Origin of the sequence: Stappia sp. 28M-7 (genome assembly GCF_014252955.1) — a bacterium.
Classification (GTDB): Bacteria; Pseudomonadota; Alphaproteobacteria; order Rhizobiales; family Stappiaceae; genus Stappia.
The window spans coordinates 4405363-4430326 of record NZ_JACMIA010000001.1; the positions used below are offsets into that span (position 1 = coordinate 4405363).

Sequence of the window (24964 nt, forward strand, 5' to 3'; positions counted from 1 at the left end):
GCGCGCCCGGATTGCGGATGCTGCCGCGGTTGCGGACGGCACCGGAGGGGATATGTTTTCAGCGTTGAAGCGGTTCTTGCGCACCGCGGTCACGGGCGAGAGCGGCGAACTGACCTTCGCCGAGGACGACCACCGCCTCGCGGCGGCGGCCTTGCTCGTGCACATCATTTCCGTCGACGGCGTGGTCGACGACGTGGAACGGGCGGCGCTGACCGAGGTCCTGCGGGCCAATTACAAGCTGACGCCCGAGATGACCGAGGACCTGATCCGCGAGGCGACGCGCCGCGACAACGAGGCGGTCGACCTCTACGGCTTCACCTCGGTGCTCAAGCGCAGCCTGGAGCTGGAAGAGCGGCTCAAGGTCATCGAGATGATGTGGGAGCTCGTCTATGCGGACGGCACCGTCCACGAATTCGAGGACAACACGATCTGGCGCGTCGCCGAGCTGCTCGGCATTTCCTCGCGCGACCGGCTGGCCCTGCGCCGCAAGGTCGCCGGCGAGGCGTCGACCGGCCCCGCCGATCCCGCGGACGATGCCTGACCGCAGCAGCCTCTCGACGTCGTATCGCCTTGCAATATAATCTGGTGCCATGATCCTGGATCCAAAAGAGCTCGCCGACAGGCCCAAGGTTCTCATCGTCCTGCATCAGGAAACCTCGACGCCCGGCCGCGTCGGGCAGGAACTGGTGCGCCGGGGCTTTGCCCTCGACATCCGCCGGCCGCGCTTCGGCGAGTTGCTGCCCGAAACGCTGGAACACCATGCCGGCGTGGTCGTGTTCGGCGGGCCGATGAGCGCCAACGACACCGATGCCTTCATCGCCCGCGAGACCGACTGGCTCGACGTGCCGCTGCGCGAGGAAAAGCCGTTCCTCGGCATCTGCCTCGGCGCGCAGATGCTGGCGCGCAATCTCGGCGCGCGCGTCTACGGCCATGACGACGGCCTGGTCGAGATCGGCTATTACGACCTTGCGCCGACCGATGTCGGCCGCGAGCTGATGCCGAAATGGCCCGGCAAGGTCTATCAGTGGCACCGCGAGGGCTTCGACCTGCCGCGCGGCGCCGAGCTGCTGGCCACCGGCGAGACCTATCCCAACCAGGCGATCCGCGTCGGCCCCTGCGCCTACGGCATCCAGTTCCATCCCGAGCTGACCTACCAGATGATGGTCCGCTGGACGACGCGCGGCGCCCCGCGCATGGAGCTGCCCGGCGCCCGCGACCGGCGCGATCATTTCGCCGGACGCTTCGCCTTCGACCCGGCGGTGAAGGCCTGGCTCGACGCGTTCCTCGACCGCTGGATCGGCCGCGCCGACCTTGCCGCCTCCGCCGCTGCGGTGGCAGCCGAGTAGCGCGCAAGCCGTCCCCTTCTCGCGACCCTTTCGCGTTTCTCGCTGGAGCGCCTTCCGATGTGCGGAATTGCCGGCATCTATGCCCCTCTCGGCTCGCCCGCCCTCGAGCCGGCTGCGCTTGCCGCCATGGGCGAGGCGATCCGCCATCGCGGTCCCGACGCCGGCGACATCTGGCGCGACGTCGAGGCCGGCATCGGACTCGTCCATCGCCGCCTTGCGATCATCGACCTCAGCCCCGCCGGCGTGCAGCCGATGCACTCGCCCTGCGGGCGCTACGTCATCTCCTACAATGGCGAGATCTACAATTATCTCGAGTTGCGCCGTGAGCTGGAGGAGGCCGGCCTTGCGCCCGAATGGCGCGGCCACTCCGACACCGAGGTGCTGCTCGCCGGCATCCGCGCCTGGGGGATGGCCGAGACCCTGACGCGCACCGCCGGCATGTTCGCCATCGCCCTGTGGGACCGGGAGCGCCGGGTGCTGTCGCTCGCCCGCGACCGTTTCGGCGAAAAGCCGCTGCATGTCGGCCTGTTCGGCGGCGAGATCGCCTTCGCCTCCGAGATCAAGGCGCTGCGCACCCACCCCGCATGGACCGGCGAGATCGACCGCCAGGCGATCGCCCTGTGCCTGCGCCACGGCTACATCCCCGCCCCGCGCACCGCCTTCACACAGGCGGTGAAGATCGCACCGGGCACCATCGTCGAGATCGACGAGGGCGCGCTCACCCCCGAGACCTGGCGCGTCACCCCCTGGTGGGACACGCTGGAAGAGGCCCGCATCGCTCGCCGCAACCGCTTTGCGGGCAGCGACCAGGAGGCCGTCGACCAGCTCGACGAGTTGCTGCGCGGCTCCGTCGCCCGGCAGATGATCTCCGATGTGCCGCTCGGCGCCTTCCTGTCGGGCGGCATCGATTCCTCCACCATTGCCGCGATGATGCAGTCGCTGAGCGCCGTGCCGATCGAGACCTTCTCCCTCGGCTTCCACGACAAGGCGACCAACGAGGCGGAGTTCGCCCGCGCCGTCGCGGGTCACCTCGGCACCCGCCACAACGAGATCTTCCTCTCCGGCGAGGAGGCGCGCGATCTCGTCGACGAGATGCCGGACGTCTACGACGAGCCCTTCACCGACCAGTCGCAGCTGCCGACCTACATGGTCGCCCGCTTCGCCCGCACGCGCGTCACCGTCAGCCTGTCGGGCGATGCTGCCGACGAATTGTTTGCCGGCTACGGACGGTATCATTCCATCGACCGGCAATGGCAGGGCACCTTGTCCGCGCGCATCGGCCGCGCCGCCCGCCGCGCCTATGTCTCGGCCCAGCTTGCCGGCATCGTCGCCCCGGCCGAGCGGCTCGGCCTGTCGCGGATCGGGCGCAAGAGCCCGGCCGGCCTGCGCCTGCGGCTGGAGGAGAAGCTCGCCAGCCTCACCGCCCGCTCGGCGGTCGCCGCCTATGAGCGCAAGTTCACGCTGATGGACACCGCCCACCGGCTGGTGCCGGGCAGCGCGCGCGAGACCCATCCGCTTGCCGACACGGTGGCGAAGGAAACCGGCTGGAGCGTGCTGGAACAGGCGAGCCTGCTCGACCTCGTCCACTACCTGCCCGACGACATCCTGGTGAAGGTCGACCGCGCCGCCATGGCACATGCGCTGGAAACCCGCGTGCCCTTCCTCGATCCGGCCGTGGTGCGCTTTGCCCTCGCCCTGCCCGACCGGGTGCGGCTGATGGGCGGCCAGCGCAAGGGCGTGGTGAAGCAGGTGCTCGACCGCTACGTCCCCGCCTCCCTGTGGGACCGGCCCAAGCGCGGCTTCGGCATTCCCTGCGCCGACTGGCTCAAGGGCCCGCTGCGCCCGCTCGCCGAGGACATGTTCTCATCCGCGCAGATCGCCCGCCTCGGCCTGCTGGACGAGGAGCTTGTGCGCCTGTTTTGGGACGATTTCCTGGCCGGCGACCGCCGCCGCGCCAACATGGTCTGGGCGATGTTCGTGGTGCAGCTCACCCTCTCGCGCCACACGCGCTGAGAAAGCACGACAACACGCCGGCGGGAAACACGCACTCCGCTGTCGTCCCGAACGGCTCGTGTGGGGCCCGGCGCCGCCGCGAATGCCCCTCGCCTGCCCCCGCACCGCCCTTTCGGTTCGTCATCCCGGGCAAGCGAAGCGCGACCCGGGGCCCATTCATTCCCAGAGCGGCAGCGAGGGCACGCCCCCCTCAGCGTCAGTCGCCCTCGATAAAGTAGGCTGCAAAAGCCATCAGCCATACGATGCTGAACATCGACTTCAAGATGAACACGATCGGAAAATCTTCCGTTCCGTGCCGCACTCCACCAAATCGATAATAGTAGTGAATATAACTCCCTTTACCATAGCGCTTCTTCCATCTTCTATAGCCTGTGATTTCGAAGATGATTATCGGAAGAAACGCCACGATCACTTTTACTGCAAAGACGAAAGCATGGAGCATTCAAGAACCCTCGCCCACCCGGAATGGCGGACAACCGGGGCAGTCTGCCTCTCACCCACTGAGGGCACCAATGGTTCCCGGATCTCGGCCTTCGGCCTCGTCCGGGATGACACCCGAGAGGGAGCCGCCGTCTTACCCTCACCCTCAACCGTCACCCCGGGCAAGCGCAAGCGCGACCCGGGGCCCATTCGTTTCCAGAGCGGCAACTACGACACGCTGGCCGAGCCGCGCACTCCGGTGTCCCCCCGAGAAAGAGATGAGGGGGAGATGTCGGCGCAGCCGACAGAGGGGGGTGAGCAGCACCAGCGACAGAGCGCACCCCGACCGCCGGGGCTCTCCGGTCCCGGATCTTCGGCCTCCGGCCTCGTCCGGGAAGACGCGAGGAGAGGCATTCGCACTAGCCTCAGCGGCGCCCCCCTCAGGCGAGGCGGCCGAACAGCCGCAGCCGGCTGACGCCGCCGTCGGGATGGATGTTGAGGCGCACATGGGTGACCGGCCCGAGCGGCTTCACCGCCTCCTTGCCGATGTCGTGGATCGCGTCGGCGGAGAGTTTCGTACGGCCGACCAGTTCCTCCCAGAACATCGAGGAGGTGACGATGGCCCGGTCGAGATCGCCGGTCATGCCGGCAAGATCGGCCGCCTGCATCGAGCAGCTTTCCGGGAAATTGCCCTTGTAGAAGGCCGTGTCGACGCTGGCCCACTCGATGATACCGCGCGCGCCCAGCTCGACGATGATCCAGTCGTGCCCCGGCTCGCGGCGCCGGCGGGTCTCCCACCCATCGCCCATGTTGAGCCCGCGCCCCGGCGCCAGCATGCGGTGATAGGCGCCGTAATGCGCGTCGGAGAAGGCGACGATGCGCGCCCCGTTCAGCGCCGAGGCAAGGTCCAGCTCCGCCGATCCCGCCGCCTGCCGGTCGAGCTCCGGGCGGCCATAGACGCGAAGGCGCGCAACGCCGCCATCGGGATGGATGTGCAGCCGCACATGGGTCCACACGCCGGCATCGCCACAGGCGAAATAGTGATGGGCGCTCGGCCCCAGCGGCGACATCGGCAGCAGCTCGGTCCACTGGGTCGCAGCGTCCGGATCGCCGGCGCAGCTAGCTGCCTCGATGCGGCAGGCCGGCGGGTAGTTGCCGGTGAAATGCGAGGTGTCGACGTCGAAGCCGGTGATGCGGCCGCGCACGGCCAGGCGCACCACCGCGATGTCGTGGCCCGGCCCCCGGCGGCGGCGCGATTCCCAGCCGTCCATCCACTTGCCGTTGTCGTCGTAGCGGTCGGGATAGAACACCGCCGCATCGTCCGCGAGCATCCGCGAGACCTCGGCGAAGAAGTCGTCGGTGACCGACACCGCCGCGGCCCCAAGGCCGGCGGAGGCGAGGTTGATGTCCTTGCGGGCGAAGTCCGGACGGCTGTCCGGCTGATGAGACGTCATGACAGGGGTCCTTCAGGCTAAGGCGCGCAGGCGGCGCGCCGAAAAGGCAGACAAGGGCGCACAAACAGCGCGCCGGAAAGAGCGACCGGAAAACCCGGCTCAGCCGGCAACAAGGTCCTTCAGGCGCAAAAGGGCAATCCGCTCCACCTGGGCGCAGGCGGTCGAAAACTCGACCCGCCGGTCGTTGGCGATGCGGCCCTCGAAATTCTCCAGGATCTCGGCCTTGCTGCGGCCCTTCACCGCCAGGATGAAGGGAAAGCCGAAGCGGGAGGTATAGGTCTCGTTGAGAGCGGTGAAGCGGGCGCGCTCCGTGTCGGTCAGCGCGTCGAGCCCGGCGGAGGCCTGCTCGCCGGCGGACTCCGCCGTCAGGCGCCTGGCCGCCGCCAGCTTGCCGGCAAGATCGGGATGCGCCCGCAGGACGGCGAGCCGCTCGTCCTCGCTCGCCGCGCGGAACTCCGCAACCAGCCGGGCATGCAGCCCCTCGGCCGTGTCGGCGTCGGAGGCCAGCCCCTTCGCAAGCGCCCGCTCGGCGATCCAGGGCGAATGTTCGAAGACCCCGCCGAACCGGGCAAGAAAGGCAGCGCGGTCCAGGCGTGAGGGACGCTGGCCGGAAGACGGATCGGAATGCTCGCTTGCGGTCACGGATGGATCTCCGGATGGGTTCGTCTATTGGTAATGCAAAACAATGACCCTCTCTTTCAAATTTTTCTTGAAAGAGATGTCCGCCGCGACGGGGCTTGCGGACCTGCGCAAAACGCTCCCAGAAGCGCCCCGCACTTGTCCCCGTTTGCGCGAAGGTGATCGGGATTTGCGACGGATTTTGCGCAGCTTTCTCGAAATCTCGCAAAATCCGTCGCAAACTCGCGCAAATTCCGCCGATCTCCGCACGACTTTCAACCGGATTCCGGTTCTTTTCGGGGCGAACGGGGATAGATCCGGCCCGCTTTTACCCCCTACCCGGCAGAACAGCGGCCCGCGCAGCGAATTTGTGCCCGCACCGCTCCCCTCGCGCCGTGCCGCCAATCCCCCCTCAGTCCCCGGCAAGGGCGGCATCGACCGCCGCCTTGCAGCGCGCGGTCACGAAGTCGATGAACAGGCGGATCTTCGGGTCCTGGTAGCGCTTGTGCGGGTAAAGGCAGGCGAGTTGCACCGGCAGCGGCGGCGTCGCCCGGCAGACCTCGACCAGCCGCCCGGCCCGCAGGTGATGCGCCACCTCGAACAGCGGCTTGTTGACGATGCCGCAGCCGGAAAGCGCCCAGTCGGTCAGCACGTCGCCGTCGTCCGATTCGAACGGCCCCGACACCTCGTGGCGCACCGGCCCGTCCGGGCCCTTCAGCGTCCAGTTGAACTCGCTGGTTCCGGGAAAGCGCAGCAACAGGCAGTGATGGCGGCCGCGCACCAGCTCCTCGCCGCTCTCCGGCGTGCCGTGGGCGGCCAGATATTCGGGCGCCGCGCACAACACCCTGGCGCAGTCGACGACGGGGCGCATCTTCAGGGCCGAATCGGCCGGCTGGCCCAGCACGAAGGCGATATCCAGCCCCTCGCCCAGCACGTCGACCTTGCGGTCGGACAGGCGCAGCCGCACGTCGATATCCGGATATTCCGCCTTGAACGCCGGGATCAGCGGCGCCACCAGCCGCCGCCCGAGGCCGAGCGGCGCGGCCACGAAGATCGAACCGCGCGGATGGCGGGCGACATCGGCCACCGCCGCCTCCGCCTCCTCGATGGCGTCGAGGATCTTCACCGCGCCCTTGTAGAAGATCGACCCGTGCTCGGTTGGCGTCAGCTTGCGCGTCGTGCGGTTGAACAGGCGCACGCCCAGGTGCTTTTCCAGCTCGCCGATGCGGCTGGAGACCACCGCCGGCGAGACACGCTGGTCGCGCGCCGCCGCCGACATCGAACCGAGGTCGACAGCCCGCACGAAAACCCGGAGATTGTTCACGTAGGACATGGACGGCTCTTATCATTTTCAAGAAATTCTTGATAGTGATCGAAGCGCCTCGCGACTTTTTTGCAAATGACGGATCTGTCAATCTCGCGCGAAATCCGGCAGCGCGGCCCGCGGACGGTTGGCACGTTTCGTGATTGGACTTTGCGCCGGGCGGGCGCGGACCCGTCGGGTGTCCGCCGCACCTTGAGTGCCCCAAGGAGGGAGAGAGTGATGGAAGTGGCTATCGCCTGGGACTGGCTGGCCTTCGCCTTGCGCTGGCTGCATGTGGTGACGGCCATCGCCTGGATCGGCTCGTCCTTCTACTTCATCGCCCTCGATCTGGGCTTGCGCAAGGCGCCCGACCTGCCCGCTGGCGCCCATGGCGAGGAATGGCAGGTCCATGGCGGCGGCTTCTACCATATCCGCAAGTATCTGGTGGCACCCGCCACCCTTCCCGAGCACCTGACCTGGTTCAAGTGGGAGAGCTACGCCACCTGGCTTTCGGGCTTCGCGCTGATGTGCGTCGTCTACTATGCCGGCGCCGATCTCTACATGATCGACCCGTCCGTCATGGAGCTGTCGCGGCTCGGCGCCATTGCGCTGTCCATCGCCTCCATCGCCTTCGGCTGGATCGTCTACGACCTCCTGTGCCGCTCGCCGCTGGGGCGCAGCACCACCGGGCTGATGCTCCTGCTCTACGTGGTGCTGGTCGCCATGGCCTGGGGCTACACCCAGGTCTTCACGGGCCGCGCCGCCTTCCTGCATCTGGGCGCCTTCACCGCGACCATCATGTCGGCCAACGTCTTCATGATCATCATCCCCAACCAGAAGAAGGTGGTCGCCGCGCTTCTGGCCGGGAAGACGCCGGACCCGGCGCTCGGGGCCCAGGCCAAGCAGCGCTCGCTGCACAACAATTACCTCACTCTCCCCGTCGTCTTTTTGATGCTGTCCAATCATTATCCCCTGGCCTTCGCCACGCAGTACAATTGGGCGATCGCCTCGCTGGTTTTCCTGATGGGCGTCACGATCCGACACTTCTTCAACAGCACCCACGCCCGCAAGGATGCGCCGTGGTGGACCTGGTTCGTCACCGCCGCTCTCTTCCTCGCCGTCGTCTGGCTGTCGACCCTGCGTCCCGGCGACGAAGCCAGTGAAACCGCGCAGAGCTATCGCCGGCTGCCGCCGCAGATCGCCCGCTTCGTCAATGACGAGCATTTCGAGGCGGCCCGCGACACGGTGCTGACGCGCTGCTCGATGTGCCATGCGGCCGAGCCGCTGTGGGAGGGAATGGCGGCGGCACCCAAGGGCGTGCGGCTGGAAAGCGACGCGGAAATCGCCGAGCACGCCCGCGAGATCTACCTGCAGGCCGGCATTACCCACGCCATGCCGCCGGCCAACGTGACCTATATCGAGCCGGACGAGCGCGCCGTTCTCGCCGCCTGGTATCGCAGCGCCACCCGCTGACCGGCCGCCTGCCGGCTGTGCACTTGCCCGAAAGACGAGCAATCTGTCCCCGCCCGGTGGATTGCCGGCCCGTTTCGTATTAAGAAGATCCCATCATCAACAGGGATCCGCTCTGGCCGAAACGTCATCGACGTTCTTCGGCGCGCCGACGTATTTTTCATACGGAATATCGCGATGCGCGGGTCCCGAACCTGACGGGAGGGACGACAGCACGATGACGGTTCTGACAGAGGCCGAGGAAATCTCGGATATCGCCTTCGGCTACATGGGATCGAAGGCGCTGTTCGCCGCGCTCCACTTCGGGGTCTTCACCGAGCTGGACGAAGGCCCGGCCTCCGCCGACGATCTCGCCCCCAGGATCGGCCTGCCGCGGGAACGCTGCCGCACCCTGATGACCGCCCTCACCTCGCTCGGACTGACCGAGATCCGGGACGGGCGCTACGCCAATTCCCCCGCCGCCGAGCGGTTCCTGGTCAAGGGCGCCCGCTACGACTTCGGCGACTACCTGCGCCTTCAGGTCGGCCAGCAGATGTACCCGTTGATGGACCAGATCGAGCCCGCACTGGCCGGCGAACTGCCGGAGGAGGCAACCGCCTCCTATGACGACTGGTTCTCCGACCCGGAGGAAGCCCGCCTTTATTCCGAGAGCCAGCATGCCGGCTCGCTCGGCCCGGCGCGCGGCCTTGCCAAGCGGGTCGACCTTTCGGCGGCGCGCAGCCTGCTCGATATCGGCGGAGGCACCGGCGCCTTTGCCATCACCTTGTGCAAGGCCTTCCCGCAATTGTCCGCAACGCTCGTCGAGTTTCCCAATGTCGCGGATATCGGCGAAGGCTTCGTCGCCCGCGCGGGCCTTTCAGAGCGCATCACCTATCGGCGCGGAAACGCACTGGACGCCGACTGGCCGACGGGACAGGACGCGGTGCTGATGTCCTATCTCCTGTCCGGCGTGCCGGATCATGCTCATGAGGATCTGTTCGCCCGTGCCTTCGCGCATCTGGCGCCGGGCGGCCAGCTGATGATCCACGACTTCGTCGTCGATGCCGACCGCAAGGGCCCGCGCAACACCGCCCTGTGGCAGTTGCAGCACACCGCCTTCACGCCCGAAGCCCGCTCGATCGCCGACGACTGGCTGGCCAAGCGCCTTGCCGCCGCCGGCTTCACCGATGTCTCGGTCGAGCCGCTCATCCCCGGCATGACCAAGCTGGCACTGGGGCGGCGCCCCTGACCTGACCCGCTCAGCTCCGACGCCACCCCAAGGGCGATGCAAGCCTGCAACAGGGTGGCGCAAGCCGGTCACATTGCCGCGAAATCGCTTCGCGGTAACGGATCCGTCAGTTAAACCGGAGTATAGAAGACTAGATACAGACCGATTTCCGGAGCCGGCTGGACCGTCATGCGCAAGAACACCTTCCTTTCCGCCCTCACCGCCGCCGCCCTTGTGGCCGGTGCGAGCCTCGCTGCTCCGGCAGCCCTTGCCCAGGACGGCATGGCAGCGCCGCAGGACATGCCCCTGCCCTCCCGGCAGTACGTCATCGACCTCGGCGTCGGCGCGCTGGTCTCGCCGAAATACGAAGGCGCGGACAAGATGATGGTCTCGCCGCTGCCGATCATCTCGGTCGGCCGGTTCTACGTGCCGGGCCTCGGCCAGGTCAGCGACGGCGAGAAGACCACCCGCGGCGTCTTCTTCTTCCCCTCGTTCAACTTCGTGGGCGAGCGCAAGGCCTCCGACAGCGCCAAGCTGACCGGTACCAACAAGGTCGACTGGGCGCTGGAACTCGGCCTCGGCGCCGGCTTCCGCTACGACTGGTTCAGCGCCTTCGTCGAGCTGCGCCAGGGCATCAACGGCCACACGGGTCAGGTCGGCCAGATCGGTGCCGACATCATCCTGAACCCGATGGAACGGCTGGAAATCGCCTTCGGCCCGCGTGCCGACTTCGCCAGCGGCGACTACATGAGCACCTATTTCGGCGTCACCCCTGCCGAGGCGGCCGCCTCGCTGGGCAACCTGACCGCCTACAAGGCCAGCGGCGGCTTCAAGTCGATCGGCCTGTCGGGCCGCGCCAGCTATGCGGTCACGGACCAGACAGCACTGCACCTGCAGGCCGGCTGGGACCACTATGTGGGCGACGCCCGCAACAGCCCGATCGTCCGCCGTGGCAACCAGAACAATTTCACCATCGGCACCGGCGTCACCTACCGCTTCTCCTTCGATCTGTTCTGATCGCCGCCCCGGTCGCAAGGACAGGCCGGCGGCATCGACATGACAGGCGAGCAGCGCATTCCCGTGCGGATCGACGACGAGGACGACCTCGCCGCCGGTCTCGGCCAACTTCTGGCCATTGCGCCCGATCTCGGCCGCCTTGCCGCGGCCGGCGATCCCCTGCCGCTGCGCCGCCATCCCGCGACCTTTGCCGAGCTTGCCCGCATCGTCACCGCACAGCAGGTGTCGCTGGCGAGCGCCGCCGCGATCTACGGTCGGCTTGAAGCGCTGATTTCCCCCTTCGACGCGGCGACCGTCCTGCGCCTGAGCGATGACCAGCTCGGCCAGGCAGGTCTGTCGCGCGCCAAGATCGCCGCTTTCCGGGCGGTGGCGCAGGCCGTCGACGATGGCCTCGACCTTGCGGACCTGACGCGCCTGCCGGCGGAGGACGCCCGCACCCGCCTCGTCTCCCTGCGCGGCATCGGCCCATGGACGGCGGATGTCTTTCTGCTGTTCTGCGCCGGGCACCCGGATGTGTTTCCCGCCGGCGATGTCGCCCTGCAGGAAGCCCTGCGCGACGCCCTTGCGCTGGATGTGCGGCCGAACCCGCGCGAGGCGGAACGGCTGGCCCGGCGCTGGTCGCCCTGGCGCGGTGTCGCGGCGCGGCTTCTATGGGCGCATTATCGCCGCCTCACCGGGCGCGGGACCGGCCTCCCGGTCTGATCAAACCGAACCGGGCTTGCCCGCCCTGCCGTCGTCGGCGGCCTCTGTCTTGCCGAGCGCGGCGCGCGCCGCCTCCCTGTGCTCCTCGCGCATATGGCTGCCGATCAGGGCCAGCACGCCGAGCAGGATACTGGCATCGTCCGTGAAACCGATGCCGAGGATGGCGTCGGGAATGATGTCGAAGGGCATGACGAAATAGGCAAGGCCGGCGAAGATCGTGCCGCGCACGCGCACGGGCGTGGCCGGATCGACGGCGCAAATATAGGCGGCGATCACATCCTCCATGAAGGGGATCTGCCGCGCCGCCTTGCGCGCCACCTTGAAGAGGCGCGCGCCGACCCGCTCCTCGCGGCCCTTCTCGGGGCCGAGGATTTCCGGATCGATGCCGAGATCGTCGTAACTTGCCGCCATGCCTGCCGTCTCCTTGCCGGACCTTGCGAAGGTCCCGCGGACAGCCCCCGGGCGGGCCGAAATGACCCGCTTTCTACCCCATATCTGGGCCGAAACGGCCCGCGCCCGCCCCTTATGTGGGGCGGGCGCGGTGGATTTTCAAAGAGGCGGGCGAAGGGGCCTGGGGCAGGCGCCCTTTGCAAACCGTCAGTGACGGAAGTGACGCATGCCGGTGAAGACCATGGCGAGCCCGGCCTCGTCGGCCGCCGCGATCACTTCCGCATCGCGCATCGAGCCGCCCGGCTGGATCACCGCCGTGGCGCCGGCGGCAGCCGCCGCCAGAAGGCCGTCTGCGAAGGGGAAGAAGGCATCGGACGCCACGACCGAGCCGATGGTGTTCGGCCGGGCGGCACCTGCCGCCTCCGCCGCGTCCTCGGCCTTGCGCGCGGCGATGCGGGCGCTGTCGATGCGGCTCATCTGGCCCGCGCCGATGCCGGCGGTCGCGCCCTCGCGCACATAGACGATGGCGTTCGACTTGACGTGCTTGGCGACGCGGAAGGCGAACTTGAGGTCGGCCATTTCCTGCTCGGTCGGGGCGCGCTTCGTCACCACCTTGAGGTCGAGATCCTCGACCGTGCCGGTGTCGCGGTCCTGCACCAGCAGGCCGCCGGCAACCGACTTGACGATACGTGCGCCGGCGCGCGGATCGGCGAGCCCGCCGGTGATCAGCAGGCGCAGATTCTTCTTCGCCGCCACGATCGCCAGCGCCTCGTCGCTGGCCTCCGGCGCGATGATCACCTCGGTGAAGATCTTGACGATCTCCTCGGCCGCGGCCGCGTCCAGCTTGCTGTTGAGCGCGACGATACCGCCGAAGGCCGAAACCGGATCGCAGGCCAGGGCCTTCAGATAGGCGTCCTTGAGGCTCGCGCCCGTCGCCACGCCGCAGGGGTTGGCGTGCTTGATGATGGCGACCGCCGGCGACACGCCCGGATCGAACTCGCTGACCAGCTCGAACGCGGCATCGGTGTCGTTGATGTTGTTGTAGGACAGCTCCTTGCCCTGCACCTGGCGGGCGGTGGCAACGCCGAAGCGGCGCTCCGGCGTCAGGTAGAACGCCGCCTTCTGATGCGGGTTCTCGCCGTAGCGCATGACCGACGCGAGACGTCCGCCGAAGGCCACATGGGCCGGCGCGTCCTCGCCGATGGCGGCGGCGAACCAGTTGGAAACCGCCGCGTCATAGGCCGCGGTGCGGGCGAAGGCCTTCTGCGCCAGACGCTTGCGCAGCGCCAGCGGCACTTGCCCCTCGTGCTCGCCGAGCGCCTCGATCACCTCGGAATAGTCGGCCGGATCGCTGACCATCGTCACATAGGCGTGGTTCTTGGCCGCGGCGCGGGTCATTGCCGGGCCGCCGATGTCGATGTTCTCGATGGCGAGCGCGAAGTCGGCGCCGGAAGCGACCGTTTCCTCGAAGGGATAGAGATTGACGCAGACGAGGTCGATGCCGGTGATGCCGTGCTCCTTCATCGCCGCGGCGTGTTCGGCATCGTCGCGGATGGCGAGCAACCCGCCATGCACGGCCGGATGCAGCGTCTTGACGCGCCCGTCCATGATCTCGGGAAAGCCGGTGACCTCCGAAATGTCGAGCACCTTCAGCCCGGCGTCAGCCAGCGTCTTGCGCGTACCGCCGGTCGAGACCAGCTCGACGCCGAGCCCTGCAAGCGCGGTCGCGAACTCGATGAGGCCTGTCTTGTCGGAGACGGAGAGCAGGGCGCGCCTGACGGGAACGAGATCGGGAACGGGAATGCGTTTCGACACCACGGCCATTGCGGAGGGTCCTTCGGGTTTTCGGCGGGACAGTGATCTGCGTGCGCCTAGCACGAAGCGCGGAAAACCGGAAGCCGACGACGAAGAATTGGGTAAAAAATGCGCAGGGCGCGGCAGAACACCGCCCTAAAGGTCGAGTTCGCCGCTGCTCGCGTCGGAAACGCGCCGCCGCGTCGCCCGCCCGGCGGCGGTACGACAGAACTGCCAGGCCGCCTCGCGGCGATGGACGAGCCGGCCGTACAGCACGATCTGCTCGCAGCGCCGGTGGCCGGACCTGTCGGAAAGATAGATCGATTCCTCGATGGCCATCTCGCAGCCTGGCGCCGTGAACTCCCACGCCTCGCCGTCCGGCGCCACCAGCAGGATGCCGGTGCCCGAGCGGATCGAGCTGGCCTTGATCGCCGGATGCAGGTGGAAGCGGATGGCGAACTCGTGGTCGCGTCCGGTGCGCGCGGTCGGGTGGAACCGGTCGATGCCGTCCAGCACGCTGCCGTCCTGCGACAGGGTGATGTCGCGCTCGTGGATCAGCCGCAGACTGTCCTGATAGCCGTTGTGGCTGGCGACGATGCGGGTGCCGGAAGGCCCCTCCTCACGCTCCACCGGCACGCTGGTCGGCCCGGTGAGGATCGGCGCGCCGAGCCAGCCGCCGAAACGCGCTTCCGACAGGAAGCGGGCGGAGGACGTGTCGTCGATCGTCGCGGTGGAATGGGCGGCCGTTGCCCGCGAGACCGAGCGCCAGGCGCCGCGCTCGCTGTTGGACACCCCGCAATTGACGACGATGCGGTTGCGCCGCGACGACATCTCGAAGGACAGGCACCCGGCATGGGCGGTCAGGCTCAGCGCCGGCTCCGGCGGCACCCCCGTATCCATCAGCAGCAGGGTGTCGCCGCAGCTGACCCGTTGATAGCCCGAATGCGGGGCATTGCCCGGCGGGCCCCCGCGCGCATCGTCATAGGCAAGGATCGTCGCCACCAGATCCGCCGGCGTCGCCCCCATTCCGTTGAAATGCGCGAACGTGCCGTCGCCGTGGCGGAAGAAGCGGATCATCGGCATCATCCGGTCGATCGCCTGCATCACCGTCGGCGAAGCGGGCATGCCCTGCACGGTCAGCGCCTGGCGCACCGGCAACAGGTCGACGAGGATATCCAGCAAGGCAGCCGGATTGCGCGAGATGTGGCCGCCATCGGCGAGGATCTGGCGGGCGAGTTCCTGGTCCAGCCGGCGCAGGCTCTGGCGCACGAAGCGGCCCTGGCCCGACATGGAGACGGTGGCCGCGGCAACGGCGATGGCTGCCTGCAGGCGCGGCACCCCGTCCGGCGTCTCGTTCATGGTCCGGCGCAGGTAGCGAACCTGCCGGGCGAGCGAGCGCAGGAAGCGGCGATAGAACTCGCGGTCGCAGCCCTCCAGGATCAGCGGCGACTGCGACAGCCAGGCCAGCACTCGGCGCGCCACCACCTGTTGCTCCCAGGCCGTGTCCTGCCAGTAGCCGCAACTCCTTATCCAGTCGTCGACGAGCGCCCGGGCGTTCTGCCGCGCCACCACGGTCTCCGCCGCCTTGAGGTGGCGCAGCCAGCCGAAGCCGTGCAGGGCGCGGGCCCAGTCGGCGGAGGGGGCGGGAACCTCGAAGGGGGACTGGCCGGATGTCTCGACCAGCTGGCCGGCGAACAGGAAGCGCCCGGCATAGATATCGGCGGCATTGGTGCCGTCGGCGGTGCGCAGATCCTGCGGGGCGATGATCAGGCGGGCGGGCGTGCTGGAGAACAGCCGCCAGCGGAACAGCGGCCCGCCATGCATCCATCTGAGCAGGGACTGCCAGGCGGCCTGCGCGAGGAGACGCCACACCCGTGCCCGTTCGGTCACCGACATTAGCGTCACCTGTGCCACCTTCCCTCCAGCCGCGCCGCCGTCGTGCCGAGCCCTTTCGCGAATCCGCTTCGCCTGCACATTTCAGTTTCCGGCAACAGGGTTAGCGATCCGTTACCGATTTCAGCACGATTCGAGGGATTCACAGCGGATGCAAGGTGTCTTGAGGGGGAGGATCAGAGACGGACGAGGCGGGCGGCGAAGAAGCCGTCCATGCCGCCGTTCTGGCTGGGTTCGCGCGGCAACGACACCGGCAGGGTCCGCAGATCGCCCTCGCCCGTCACCAGACCCGCAAAGCCCGTCTCCGCTTCCGTGATCGGCAGGCGCGCGAACTGGGGATTGGCGGCGAGGAACCGCGCGACGACAAGCTCTCCTTCCGCCGGCTCCAGCGAGCAGGTGCAATAGACGAGACGCCCACCGGGCTTGAGCCATCCGCTCACCCGCTCCAGCAGCAGCGCCTGCGTGGCGGCGAGGCTCGCCACATCCTCGGCCCGCCGGTTCCAGGCGACCTCCGGATGGCGGCGGATCGTGCCGGTCGCCGAGCACGGCGCATCCAGCAGGATGGCGTCGAACGGTGCGGCGGGCTCGTAGTCGGCAAGATCGGCGGCCACCACCTCGGCGCTCAGGCTCAGCCTTGCAAGGTTCTGCGAGAGCCGCTCCAGGCGGCGGGCGGAAATGTCGATGGCGGTGACGTGACCGCCGGCCGCGGCCAGCTGCGCGGTCTTGCCGCCGGGCGCCGCGCACAGGTCCGCAACCTGCAAGCCGGCGACATCGCCGAGCAGCCGCGCCGGGATCGCGGCGGCCGCGTCCTGGACCCACCAGGCGCCGGCGTCATATCCCTCCAGCGCCTCGATGCGCCCGCCCGGACGGGCGAGCCGCACCGTATTGCCGCCAATGGCCGTGCCGCCGAGCCGTTCGGCCCAGCCTTGCGGGTCATCCTTGACGGTGAGATCGAGATTGGGCTCCAGCAGGTGCATGCCGGCAAGGGCGAGCGCCGTGTCCTCGCCATAGGCCTTCTGCCAGCCGGCGAACAGCCAAACCGGCGTGTTGCGCCAGGGCTGCGCGGTGGCAGCGAGCAGGTCCTCGCGCTCGGCCACCATTCGCCGCAGCACCGCGTTGACCAGCCCCTTGTAGCGCCGCGAGCGGTTGTCGGCATCCGCCAGCGCCACGGCGATGGCCACCGCAGCCCGGTCCGGCACTTCCATGAACAGCACCTGCGCGGCCGCGACATGCAGGATGTCGAGAACGAAGCCGGTCTTTTCCGGCACCGGGCGCTCGAGCAGCCTGTCCACAATGGCGGAGATCTGTCCGCGCCGGCGCAGCGCCGTGCCGAGCATCGCCCGCACCAGGGCCCGGTCGCGGGCGATCAGCGCGGAAAAACCGGGATGGCCGCCGCTCTCCTTGAGCTCGTCGTCGAGCGGCCGGCGACCGGTCACGACCCGCCCGAGGATTTCCACCGCGACGCGGCGGGCTGCCAGGCCCACCGTCGAATGGTCCGGCTGGTAGCGGGTGCGCACAGGGCTCCCGCCCTGGCCCTTGCGGGGTCGGGAGCTCTGCTTGCGGTTGTCGGTCTTGTCGCTCACCGGCTCGGATCGCCTCACGGGGCGGGCAGCGCGCGAAGCGCACGGCACCGCCGCATCAAAAGAAGGAGAGGCGGTATGCCCGCAAACGGCAGGCGATCACAACCCCTAAAGCACATGGGCCGGGCGCATCGCGGACCGAATGCGGCCCGCCGGGCGGTCGGCCGGCGGCATCAGCCCCAGGGACCGCGACGGCCCGAGCTTCCCCCGTTGCCACCCTCGTCGCGGCGGCGCGAGCGCCCCCACGGACCCGGAGGATCGCTGCGCGAGGGACCCTCGCCGGCCGGGCCACGCCCCTGCGGAGCGCTGGATGCGTAGCCGGCCCCGCTGCTGCGGGAATAGCCGCCGCCCCCGCCGCCCATCGCCCCGGCCAGCTCCTGCAGCGCGCGGATGCGGTTCTCGGTGTTGGGGTGGGTGGAGAACAGATTGTCCATCCGCTCGCCCGACAGCGGGTTGATGATGAACATGTGCGCGGTCGCCGGGTTGCGCTCCGCGTCCGGATTGTGGACCCGCGCCGCGCCGCCGGCGATCTTTCCCAGCGCCGAGGCGAGCCAGATCGGGTTGCCGCAGATTTCCGCGCCCATGCGGTCGGCGGCATATTCGCGGGTGCGGCTGATCGCCATCTGCACCAGCATCGCCGCGAGCGGGGCGACGATCATCGCGATCAGCACGCCGATGAAGCCGAGCGGATTGTTGTTCTCCCGGTTGCCGCCGAAGAAGAAGGCGAAATTGGCCAGCATCGAGATCGCACCGGCAATCGTCGCCGTCATCGTCATGATCAGCGTGTCGCGGTTCTTCACATGGGCGAGCTCGTGCGCCATCACGCCGGCGACTTCTTCGGCCGACAGGCTTTCCAGCAGGCCGGTGGTGGCGGCAACCGCCGCATTCTGCGGATTGCGGCCCGTGGCGAAGGCGTTGGGTTGCGGATTGTTGATGAGGTAGACCTTCGGCATCGGCAGGTCGGCCCGCGCGGCCAGCTGCCGCACCATGTGGAACAGCTCCGGCGCCTGGCTCTCGTTGGCCTCCACCGCATGGTGCATGCGCAGCACCATCTTGTCGGAGTTCCAGTAGCTGAACAGGTTCATCGCCGCGGCGATGAGGAGCGCGATCATCATGCCGCCCTCGCCGCCGATCAGGAAGCCGACGCCCATGAACAGCGCCGTCATCGCGGCGAGGAGAAGTGCGGTGCGGAAGTAGTTCATCTCACCTGCCTGTGTCGTGGGGCCACTATGGCGACAGCTGCATCTTTGACCCTATATGTTGGCGGCAGCGCGATTTTCTGCAAGAGAGCAACGCGAGCCCACCGAAGGAAGACGGCCGAAAAGGCCGGCCCGGACCGGAGCACGACGACAATGACCGAGACCGAAGACACCGCCATGACCGCGCCCGACAACGCCGCAACCGAAGACGCAGCCCCGCAGCGCCGTTTCGAGGACCTGCCGCCGGCCGCCCAGCGGGCGCTTCTGGAAGCAGAGGCCCGCCGCCGCGAGATCGACGCCAAGGGCGAGGCCATGCCGCGCGAGATCGACGGCCGCGGCGGGCTGGAGCCGACCCGCTATGAAGACTGGGAAATCAAGGGACTGACCTGCGACTTCTGACGCCCGCCGGCGCCCGGACCCGTGCTACCCGCTCGCAAGGCGTGCGATCGCGGCTTGGTTAATGAGGGATTTACCATCGGCGAATAGGCTTGGCGTCGCAGCCGGTCTTCCGTTCGCCGCGCCCTCCCGGGCTGCGGCACGGTCGGCCTGACGTCAACAGGCCGGGAGGTCCGCCGCAGGGCTGGCGGGATCCCGGTGAATGGTTCGAGCCGAATGTCTTCTGACGCCGCCCCCAAGGCCGCAAGGTCCGCTTCCCTGCCCTCCTCGAACCCGTTCGAGCGGCTGGCCGCGCTGATTGCCGATCTCGCACCGGGCATGGACCCGGTCGTGATGACCATCGGCGAGCCGCGCCATGCCGTGCCCGGCTTCGTCGCAGATGTCCTGGCCGGATCCATCGGCGACTTCAGCCGCTACCCCAACATTCGCGGCACCGATGCCTTCCGCGAATCGGTGGGACGCTGGCTCGACACCCGCTACTGCCTCGGCGGCACGCTGGACGTTGCCCGCGGCATCCTGCCGCTGAACGGCTCGCGCGAAGGCCTGACCTTCGCCGCACTCGGTGCCCGCGATTATCTCGCGAAAACCGGCGCCCGGCCGGCGGTGCTGATGCCCAATCCGTTCTACCAGACCTATGCCGCCGCGGCCCATGTCGCCGGCGCCGAACTGGTCGCGCTCGATGCGCGCGCCGAAACGGGCTTCCTGCCCGATCTCGATGCGCTGTCGCCCGAGCTGCTCGACCGCACCGTCGCCTTCTACTACGCCTCGCCGGCCAACCCGCAGGGCGTTGCCGCGGACCTCGCCACCTGGCAGCGGGTGATAACGCTGGCCCGCCGCCACCGCTTCCTGGTGGTTGCCGACGAGTGCTATTCGGAAATCTACCGCGACGCGCCGCCCGCCGGCGTGCTGGAGGCCGCCCATGCCATGGGCGAGGGCTTCGCCAACGTCGTCAGCATCAACTCGCTGTCGAAGCGCTCGAACCTTGCCGGCCTGCGCGTCGGCCTTGCCGCCGGCGATCCGGACTTCCTGGAAGCCTGGGCCCGCTTCCGGGGCCTTGCCGCGCCGCAGGTCTCCATGCCGCTGCAGGCGGTGGCCGCCGCCGCCTTCGCGGACGAAGCGCATGTCGCCGAGAACCGGCGGCTCTACAACGCGAAATACGACGTGGCGCAGCGCCTGCTGGCGCCGCTGTTCGGCCCGGTCGTTCCGCAGGCCGGCTTCTTCCTGTGGCTCGACGTCGCCCGCTGGGGCGGCGGCATCGAGGTCACCAGGCGGCTTTGGGCCGAGGCCGGCGTCAAGGTGCTGCCGGGCGCCTATCTGGCGATGGACGGGGCTTCGGGCAATCCGGGCGCGGACTATATCCGCATTGCCCTCGTCGACGACGAGACGACCATCGAGCGGGCGCTGTCCCGCGTGGTCGCGGTACTGGGGGACTAGAGGATGCGTCGCGCCACTCCCGTGAGAAGCGGCCGGGCCGCAGCGCTCGGCCTCGAAGACACCGAGGCGCCGTTCAAGCGCTTCGTCAAACGCAACGTCATCGGCGCGGCCGGACTGGCGCTGATCGCCCTGTGCGCCGCGCTCGCAGCCGCGCTCGCCACCTGGTCGACGGGCGACCCGAGCCTCAGCCATGCCACCTCCGCGCCGGTGCGCAACGCGCTCGGACAGCCCGGCGCGATCATCGCCGACATGTTCATGCAGGCGATCGGCCTCGCCTCGGCCGTGTTCCTCATCCCCGTGGTCCTGTGGGGCTGGCGGCTGGTCGCGGCCCGCGCCACCCGCATCGCCACTCGCCGCATCGTCTTCTGGGGCCTCGGCACCCTGCTCGCCGCCGGCGCGCTGGCCGCCCTTCCCGTTCCTTCCGGCTGGCCGCTGCCCACGGGCCTCGGCGGCTTCCTCGGCGATTTCGTCCACCGCCTTCCGGCCCTGCTGACCGGCGAGCTGACCGACGGCATGGCGATGATCGTCGGCATGCTCGGCCTCGGCGTTCCGGCCGCGATCTGCATGCTGCGCGCCGCCGGCTGGCTCGGCCGCGATCCCGAGCCTGTGCTCGCGCCCCTGCCCGAACCCTCGCACCACGCCCGCTCGGTCGGCGCCGTTCCGAACCTCGACGAGGACGATGAGGATGACGACGCTGGCGAGGGCCGCTTCGGCGCGCTGATGGGTGCCGTCACCCATTGGGGCCTGGTGGCCCGCGCCAATGCCCGCCGCATGCTCGGTCGCCGCGGCGCCTCGCGCCGCGCGTCCGACCCGTATGACGATGCCTTCATCGACGAGGACGGCGAGGACTGGGACGAGGGACGCGGCGCCCGTGCACAAGGTCCCGCGGAAGACGAGGACGAGGATCCGGTCGGCCGCCGCGGCGGGTTCTCTGCCCTGCGCCGCCGCCTCGCCAGCAAGCTTCTGCCCAGGGAAGACGACGGCCTCGACGCGTTCTACGACACCTCCGCTCCGGCAGAGCCCGCCTTTGCCGATGACTACGGCGACGACTATGCGGACGATGCGCGCGACCTCGACGAGGACTATGCCGAGGCCTCCGGCGCCACCATCGACGACCTGCCGGACCTCGACGAAGACGGCCCGCTCGACGAGCTGTCGACGCCGCTGCCGCGCGCCATCGCCGGCCCGGTCAGCCGTGGCCCGGCCGCCCAGATCCCGAGCCGCGTCGTGCCGCCGGCCGGCCGGCCCAAGCCCGGCCGCCGCGCCACCGAAGAGGCGCAGCCCTCGTTCCTGCGCAACCCGTCCGTCTACGAGCTGCCGCCGCTGCACCTCCTGTCCGAACCGAAGGCCGCCGGCAAACAGACGGCCGTCAACACCGACGCGCTGGAGCAGAACGCCCGCATCCTGGAAGGCGTGCTGGAGGATTTCGGGGTACGCGGCGAGATCATCGAGGTTCGCCCCGGCCCGGTCGTCACCCTGTATGAGCTGGAGCCGGCGCCCGGCATCAAGTCGAGCCGCGTCATCGGTCTTGCCGACGACATCGCCCGCTCGATGAGCGCCATCTCTGCCCGTGTCGCGGTGATCCCGGGCAAGAACGCCATCGGCATCGAACTGCCCAACCAGCGCCGCGAGATGGTGTTCCTGCGCGAGCTGCTGGCCGCCAGCGACTACGAGAAGACCAAGGCCAAGCTGGCGCTGACGCTGGGCAAGACCATCGGCGGCGAGCCGGTGATCGCCGATCTTGCCCGCATGCCGCACCTGCTGGTTGCCGGCACCACCGGCTCGGGCAAGTCGGTCGCCATCAACACCATGATCCTGTCGCTGCTCTACCGGCTGGAGCCGGAGCAGTGCAAGCTGATCATGATCGACCCCAAGATGCTGGAACTGTCGATCTACGACGGCATCCCGCATCTTCTGACGCCGGTCGTCACCGACCCGAAAAAGGCCGTCGTCGCGCTCAAGTGGACCGTCCGCGAGATGGAAGAGCGCTACAAGAAGATGTCGAAGATGGGCGTGCGCAACATCGACGGCTACAACACCCGCGTCGCCCAGGCGATGGAGAAGGGCGAGGTCTTCACCCGCACGGTGCAGACCGGATTCGACCGCAACACCGGCGAGCCGATCTTCGAGAACGAGGAACTGCCGCTGGAGACGATGCCCTACATCGTCGTCATCGTCGACGAGATGGCCGACCTGATGATGGTCGCCGGCAAGGACATCGAGGGCGCGATCCAGCGCCTGGCGCAGATGGCCCGTGCCGCCGGCATCCACCTGATCATGGCGACGCAGCGCCCGTCCGTGGACGTCATCACCGGCACGATCAAGGCCAACTTCCCGACCCGCATCTCCTTCCAGGTGACGTCGAAGATCGACAGCCGCACCATTCTCGGCGAACAGGGCGCGGAACAGCTGCTCGGCCAGGGCGACATGCTCTACATGGCCGGCGGCGGCCGCATCCAGCGCGTCCACGGTCCCTTCGTCTCGGACGAGGAGGTGGAGGACATCGTCAGCCACCTGAAGCGCCAGGGCACGCCGCAATATCTCGAGGCGGTGACCGAGGAGGACGAGGGCGGAGACAGCCCCTATGACGCGCTGGCCGGCGGTGGCGGCAGCGGCGACGACGAGGGCAACGACCTCTACGACAAGGCGGTAGCCGTGGTCCTGCGCGACAAGAAGGCCTCGACCTCCTATATCCAGAGGCGTCTGTCGATCGGTTACAACCGGGCCGCCTCGATCATCGAGCGGATGGAGCGCGAGGGGCTGGTGGGCGCAGCCAACCATGCCGGCAAGCGCGAGATCCTGGTGCAGAACGGGGTCGAGGACGACTATTGACGGCGCGAAACGCGCAGACCGTGGCCCGTCGCAACTTTGCCACAGCTGCCTGCTAGCGCATCCTGACAATTGACGAGATGCGGCGCGCCCTTCCGCGAGCCGCCCGCCAGACCGAGCCGACGGAGCCGTATCGATGACCAGCATCGCCCGCCGCACCCTGCTTGCCCTTGCCGCCGCTGCCGCGGTCGGCCTTGCCAGCCTTGCGCCGGCCGGCGCCGCCGCACTGAGCTCGGAGCAGAAGACCAAGCTTGCCGAGGTGAATTCCTACTTCAACTCGGTGAAGACCATGCATGGCGACTTCATCCAGTTCGGCCCCAATGGCGAGCGGGCGGAAGGCAAGTTCTATCTCGCCCGCCCGGGCAAGATCCGCTTCTACTACAACCCGCCCTCCAAGGTGGACATCGTCGCCGACGGCAAGTCGGTCTCGGTCAAGGACCGGAAGCTTGCGACCCAGGACATCTGGCCGCTCAAGGAGACGCCGCTGCGCTTCCTGCTGGCGGAAAGGATCAACCTGGAGGCGGATGCGGAAGTCGCCAGCGTCTCGGTCGAGCCGGATCTCGTCACCGTGGTGCTCGCCGACAATTCCACCTTCGGCACCGGCAAGCTGACGCTGATCTTCGACGCCGCGACCACCGAGCTGAAGCAGTGGACGGTCACGGATGCGCAGGGCTACGACACGTCGGTGGCGATCTACAACACCTCGGTGAACGGGCCCACCAACCCGAAGCTCTTCACCATCGACTACAACGCCAACCTGATGCAGCGCCGCGGCAACTGACGCCAGGCGCTTGGCCCTTCCCCTTGGGCGCATCCCGCGTGAGCAAAGCCGAGGCGAGCGTGCGACGGCCGGTCTTCGTCGAGATTCTCGAGCGGCTCGCCGCTCAGCGCGGCGCGCGCATCGAGACCGAGCCGCTCTACGGCTATGCCGGGGCGGTGGTCGACGCGCGCGGCCGGCGGCACTTCTTCAAGGGCACCCATTTCGACATCAACCGGGCGGGCGCGGCAGCGCTTGCCCGCGACAAGGACTATGCCGGCCGCTTCCTGGCCGGCGCGGGGCTCGCGACGCCCCGCGGCGTGCTGCTGCACGGGGCGCGCCGCACCGCCCAGCTCTCCCTCAAGAACCCCGCCGTCGCCGCCCGCCTGCCGGACCGTACCACGGCCCACGCGTTCGCCCGTGAGGTCGGCTACCCCCTCTTCGCCAAGCCGAACGAAGGCTCCGAAGGCGACGGGGTAACCCGAGTCGGCGATGCCGCCGCCCTCGACCTTGCCCTCGACACGCTGCTGGCGCTGCACGACCGGGTGCTGGTGCAGCAGGCGGCCAGCGGCGAGGACCTGCGCGTCGTCGTGCTCGACGGACAGGTCAAGGCCGCCTTCGCCCGCCGTCCGCTGTCGGTTACCGGCGACGGTGCCAGCCCGCTTTCCGCGCTGATCGCCGCCCGGCTTGCCGAGTTCGCCAGCGACGGCAAGGGCGCCCGCATCGCCGCCGACGATCCCCGCATTCTCAGCGAGCTCGCCGCCTCGGGCCTCGGCCTTGAAAGCGTCCCGGCAAGGGGCGCGACGATCGCGCTGCTCGCCAACGCGAACCTCTCCACCGGCGGCAGCGCCAGCGACATCACCGACACGCTCACCCCCGCCGCGGCCGATGCCGCGATCCGCGCCGCCGCTGCGCTCGGCCTGCGCTTTGCCGGCGTCGACCTGCTCGTCGATCCCGGCGCGCCGCCGGTGGTGCTGGAGGTCAACGCCGCCCCCGGCCTTGCCTATTTCCACCGCATGGGCGCGCAGGCCGCCGCCCGCGTGGAGGCGATCTACGCCGACCTGCTGGACGCCTTGCTGGCATCCTGAAGACCCGCGCGACAACGCCCGTCGCCCCTTCCCTTCCCCCAAAAGCAAAAGGGC

Annotated in this window: 20 protein-coding genes and 1 pseudogene; 12 read left to right on the forward strand and 9 right to left on the reverse strand. The window is 68.7% G+C overall.

All coding sequences use genetic code 11. The features are described from left to right. Positions 1-52: 52 nt before the first annotated feature. The 3 genes from H7H34_RS19775 to asnB are packed head-to-tail and all read left to right on the forward strand — an operon-like array spanning position 53 to position 3359. Positions 53-541, forward strand: a complete 489-nt coding sequence (locus tag H7H34_RS19775; RefSeq protein WP_120270236.1) for a tellurite resistance TerB family protein — start codon at positions 53-55, stop codon at positions 539-541. Positions 542-590: 49 nt separating this feature from the next. Continuing rightward, positions 591-1346: a glutamine amidotransferase gene (locus tag H7H34_RS19780; RefSeq protein ID WP_120270134.1), complete on the forward strand. Its 756-nt coding sequence runs from the start codon at positions 591-593 to the stop codon at positions 1344-1346. A 57-nt stretch (positions 1347-1403) separates the two neighbouring features. Further along, on the forward strand, positions 1404-3359 hold the full coding sequence (gene asnB, locus H7H34_RS19785; RefSeq protein WP_185926194.1) for an asparagine synthase (glutamine-hydrolyzing): 1956 nt from the start codon (positions 1404-1406) through the stop codon (positions 3357-3359). A 196-nt stretch (positions 3360-3555) separates the two neighbouring features. Here asnB and H7H34_RS19790 read toward each other — a convergent pair whose 3' ends face one another. The 4 genes and pseudogenes from H7H34_RS19790 to H7H34_RS19805 all read right to left on the reverse strand — a co-directional run bounded on the left by H7H34_RS19790 (position 3556) and on the right by H7H34_RS19805 (position 7184). Beyond that, the gene (locus tag H7H34_RS19790) at positions 3556-3801 is read right to left on the reverse strand and encodes a hypothetical protein (protein ID WP_185926195.1); all 246 of its coding nucleotides are present in this window, start codon (positions 3799-3801) and stop codon (positions 3556-3558) included. A 418-nt stretch (positions 3802-4219) separates the two neighbouring features. Continuing rightward, positions 4220-5233: an allantoicase gene (gene alc, locus H7H34_RS19795; protein ID WP_185926196.1), complete on the reverse strand. Its 1014-nt coding sequence runs from the start codon at positions 5231-5233 to the stop codon at positions 4220-4222. Between the two features lie 99 nt (positions 5234-5332). Beyond that, positions 5333-5833 (reverse strand): annotated as a pseudogene (gene uraD, locus H7H34_RS19800) (2-oxo-4-hydroxy-4-carboxy-5-ureidoimidazoline decarboxylase); the annotation flags it as partial. Positions 5834-6263: 430 nt separating this feature from the next. Beyond that, on the reverse strand, positions 6264-7184 hold the full coding sequence (locus tag H7H34_RS19805) for a LysR family transcriptional regulator (protein WP_185926198.1): 921 nt from the start codon (positions 7182-7184) through the stop codon (positions 6264-6266). Between the two features lie 207 nt (positions 7185-7391). Between H7H34_RS19805 and H7H34_RS19810 the strand changes: the two genes are divergently transcribed. The 4 genes from H7H34_RS19810 to H7H34_RS19825 all read left to right on the forward strand — a co-directional run bounded on the left by H7H34_RS19810 (position 7392) and on the right by H7H34_RS19825 (position 11550). After that, positions 7392-8627: a urate hydroxylase PuuD gene (locus H7H34_RS19810; RefSeq protein ID WP_185926199.1), complete on the forward strand. Its 1236-nt coding sequence runs from the start codon at positions 7392-7394 to the stop codon at positions 8625-8627. Between the two features lie 214 nt (positions 8628-8841). Further along, positions 8842-9852 carry a methyltransferase gene (locus tag H7H34_RS19815; protein ID WP_120270129.1) on the forward strand — a complete coding sequence of 337 codons (1011 nt, stop codon included), beginning with the start codon at positions 8842-8844 and terminating at the stop codon, positions 9850-9852. Positions 9853-10020: 168 nt separating this feature from the next. Continuing rightward, complete coding sequence (locus H7H34_RS19820; protein ID WP_185926200.1) at positions 10021-10848, forward strand: MipA/OmpV family protein; 828 nt, start codon at positions 10021-10023, stop codon at positions 10846-10848. A gap of 39 nt (positions 10849-10887) precedes the next feature. Continuing rightward, positions 10888-11550 carry a DNA-3-methyladenine glycosylase family protein gene (locus tag H7H34_RS19825; RefSeq protein WP_185926201.1) on the forward strand — a complete coding sequence of 221 codons (663 nt, stop codon included), beginning with the start codon at positions 10888-10890 and terminating at the stop codon, positions 11548-11550. Here H7H34_RS19825 and H7H34_RS19830 read toward each other — a convergent pair whose 3' ends face one another. The 5 genes from H7H34_RS19830 to htpX all read right to left on the reverse strand — a co-directional run bounded on the left by H7H34_RS19830 (position 11551) and on the right by htpX (position 18409). Beyond that, positions 11551-11961: a YkvA family protein gene (locus tag H7H34_RS19830; protein ID WP_185926202.1), complete on the reverse strand. Its 411-nt coding sequence runs from the start codon at positions 11959-11961 to the stop codon at positions 11551-11553. A 186-nt stretch (positions 11962-12147) separates the two neighbouring features. Further along, entirely contained in the window at positions 12148-13764 is a 1617-nt protein-coding gene (purH, locus tag H7H34_RS19835) for a bifunctional phosphoribosylaminoimidazolecarboxamide formyltransferase/IMP cyclohydrolase (protein ID WP_120270125.1), read from the reverse strand. A 126-nt stretch (positions 13765-13890) separates the two neighbouring features. Then, positions 13891-15630 (reverse strand): heparinase II/III family protein, encoded by a 1740-nt coding sequence (locus H7H34_RS19840; protein WP_245165533.1) that lies wholly within the window; start codon positions 15628-15630, stop codon positions 13891-13893. A gap of 173 nt (positions 15631-15803) precedes the next feature. Further along, on the reverse strand, positions 15804-17210 hold the full coding sequence (locus tag H7H34_RS19845) for an RsmB/NOP family class I SAM-dependent RNA methyltransferase (RefSeq protein WP_371811431.1): 1407 nt from the start codon (positions 17208-17210) through the stop codon (positions 15804-15806). Between the two features lie 170 nt (positions 17211-17380). Further along, the gene (gene htpX / locus H7H34_RS19850; protein ID WP_120270123.1) at positions 17381-18409 is read right to left on the reverse strand and encodes a zinc metalloprotease HtpX; all 1029 of its coding nucleotides are present in this window, start codon (positions 18407-18409) and stop codon (positions 17381-17383) included. A gap of 174 nt (positions 18410-18583) precedes the next feature. Here htpX and H7H34_RS19855 point away from each other — a divergent pair, with 174 nt between their 5' ends. The 5 genes from H7H34_RS19855 to H7H34_RS19875 all read left to right on the forward strand — a co-directional run bounded on the left by H7H34_RS19855 (position 18584) and on the right by H7H34_RS19875 (position 24910). Continuing rightward, positions 18584-18805, forward strand: a complete 222-nt coding sequence (locus tag H7H34_RS19855; RefSeq protein ID WP_120270234.1) for a DUF1674 domain-containing protein — start codon at positions 18584-18586, stop codon at positions 18803-18805. A gap of 213 nt (positions 18806-19018) precedes the next feature. After that, positions 19019-20236 carry an aminotransferase class I/II-fold pyridoxal phosphate-dependent enzyme gene (locus H7H34_RS19860; protein WP_185926203.1) on the forward strand — a complete coding sequence of 406 codons (1218 nt, stop codon included), beginning with the start codon at positions 19019-19021 and terminating at the stop codon, positions 20234-20236. A gap of 3 nt (positions 20237-20239) precedes the next feature. Beyond that, positions 20240-23068, forward strand: coding sequence for an FtsK/SpoIIIE family DNA translocase (locus H7H34_RS19865; RefSeq protein ID WP_185926204.1), 2829 nt, complete (start codon positions 20240-20242; stop codon positions 23066-23068). Positions 23069-23201: 133 nt separating this feature from the next. Beyond that, positions 23202-23846, forward strand: a complete 645-nt coding sequence (locus H7H34_RS19870; protein ID WP_120270120.1) for an outer-membrane lipoprotein carrier protein LolA — start codon at positions 23202-23204, stop codon at positions 23844-23846. Between the two features lie 38 nt (positions 23847-23884). After that, complete coding sequence (locus H7H34_RS19875; protein ID WP_185926205.1) at positions 23885-24910, forward strand: ATP-dependent carboxylate-amine ligase; 1026 nt, start codon at positions 23885-23887, stop codon at positions 24908-24910. Positions 24911-24964 lie beyond the last annotated feature (54 nt).

Bases quoted from the DNA above. Each gene is read 5' to 3' on its own strand.
- H7H34_RS19775 (WP_120270236.1), top strand. From the start codon at position 53: ATGTTTTCAGCGTTGAAGCGGTTCTTGCGCACCGCGGTCACGGGCGAG.
- H7H34_RS19780 (WP_120270134.1), top strand. From the start codon at position 591: ATGATCCTGGATCCAAAAGAGCTCGCCGACAGGCCCAAGGTTCTCATC.
- asnB (WP_185926194.1), top strand. From the start codon at position 1,404: ATGTGCGGAATTGCCGGCATCTATGCCCCTCTCGGCTCGCCCGCCCTC.
- H7H34_RS19790 (WP_185926195.1), bottom strand. From the start codon at position 3,801: ATGCTCCATGCTTTCGTCTTTGCAGTAAAAGTGATCGTGGCGTTTCTT.
- alc (WP_185926196.1), bottom strand. From the start codon at position 5,233: ATGACGTCTCATCAGCCGGACAGCCGTCCGGACTTCGCCCGCAAGGAC.
- H7H34_RS19805 (WP_185926198.1), bottom strand. From the start codon at position 7,184: ATGTCCTACGTGAACAATCTCCGGGTTTTCGTGCGGGCTGTCGACCTC.
- H7H34_RS19815 (WP_120270129.1), top strand. From the start codon at position 8,842: ATGACGGTTCTGACAGAGGCCGAGGAAATCTCGGATATCGCCTTCGGC.
- H7H34_RS19820 (WP_185926200.1), top strand. From the start codon at position 10,021: ATGCGCAAGAACACCTTCCTTTCCGCCCTCACCGCCGCCGCCCTTGTG.
- H7H34_RS19825 (WP_185926201.1), top strand. From the start codon at position 10,888: ATGACAGGCGAGCAGCGCATTCCCGTGCGGATCGACGACGAGGACGAC.
- H7H34_RS19830 (WP_185926202.1), bottom strand. From the start codon at position 11,961: ATGGCGGCAAGTTACGACGATCTCGGCATCGATCCGGAAATCCTCGGC.
- purH (WP_120270125.1), bottom strand. From the start codon at position 13,764: ATGGCCGTGGTGTCGAAACGCATTCCCGTTCCCGATCTCGTTCCCGTC.
- H7H34_RS19840 (WP_245165533.1), bottom strand. From the start codon at position 15,630: ATGTCGGTGACCGAACGGGCACGGGTGTGGCGTCTCCTCGCGCAGGCC.
- htpX (WP_120270123.1), bottom strand. From the start codon at position 18,409: ATGAACTACTTCCGCACCGCACTTCTCCTCGCCGCGATGACGGCGCTG.
- H7H34_RS19855 (WP_120270234.1), top strand. From the start codon at position 18,584: ATGACCGCGCCCGACAACGCCGCAACCGAAGACGCAGCCCCGCAGCGC.
- H7H34_RS19860 (WP_185926203.1), top strand. From the start codon at position 19,019: ATGTCTTCTGACGCCGCCCCCAAGGCCGCAAGGTCCGCTTCCCTGCCC.
- H7H34_RS19865 (WP_185926204.1), top strand. From the start codon at position 20,240: ATGCGTCGCGCCACTCCCGTGAGAAGCGGCCGGGCCGCAGCGCTCGGC.
- H7H34_RS19870 (WP_120270120.1), top strand. From the start codon at position 23,202: ATGACCAGCATCGCCCGCCGCACCCTGCTTGCCCTTGCCGCCGCTGCC.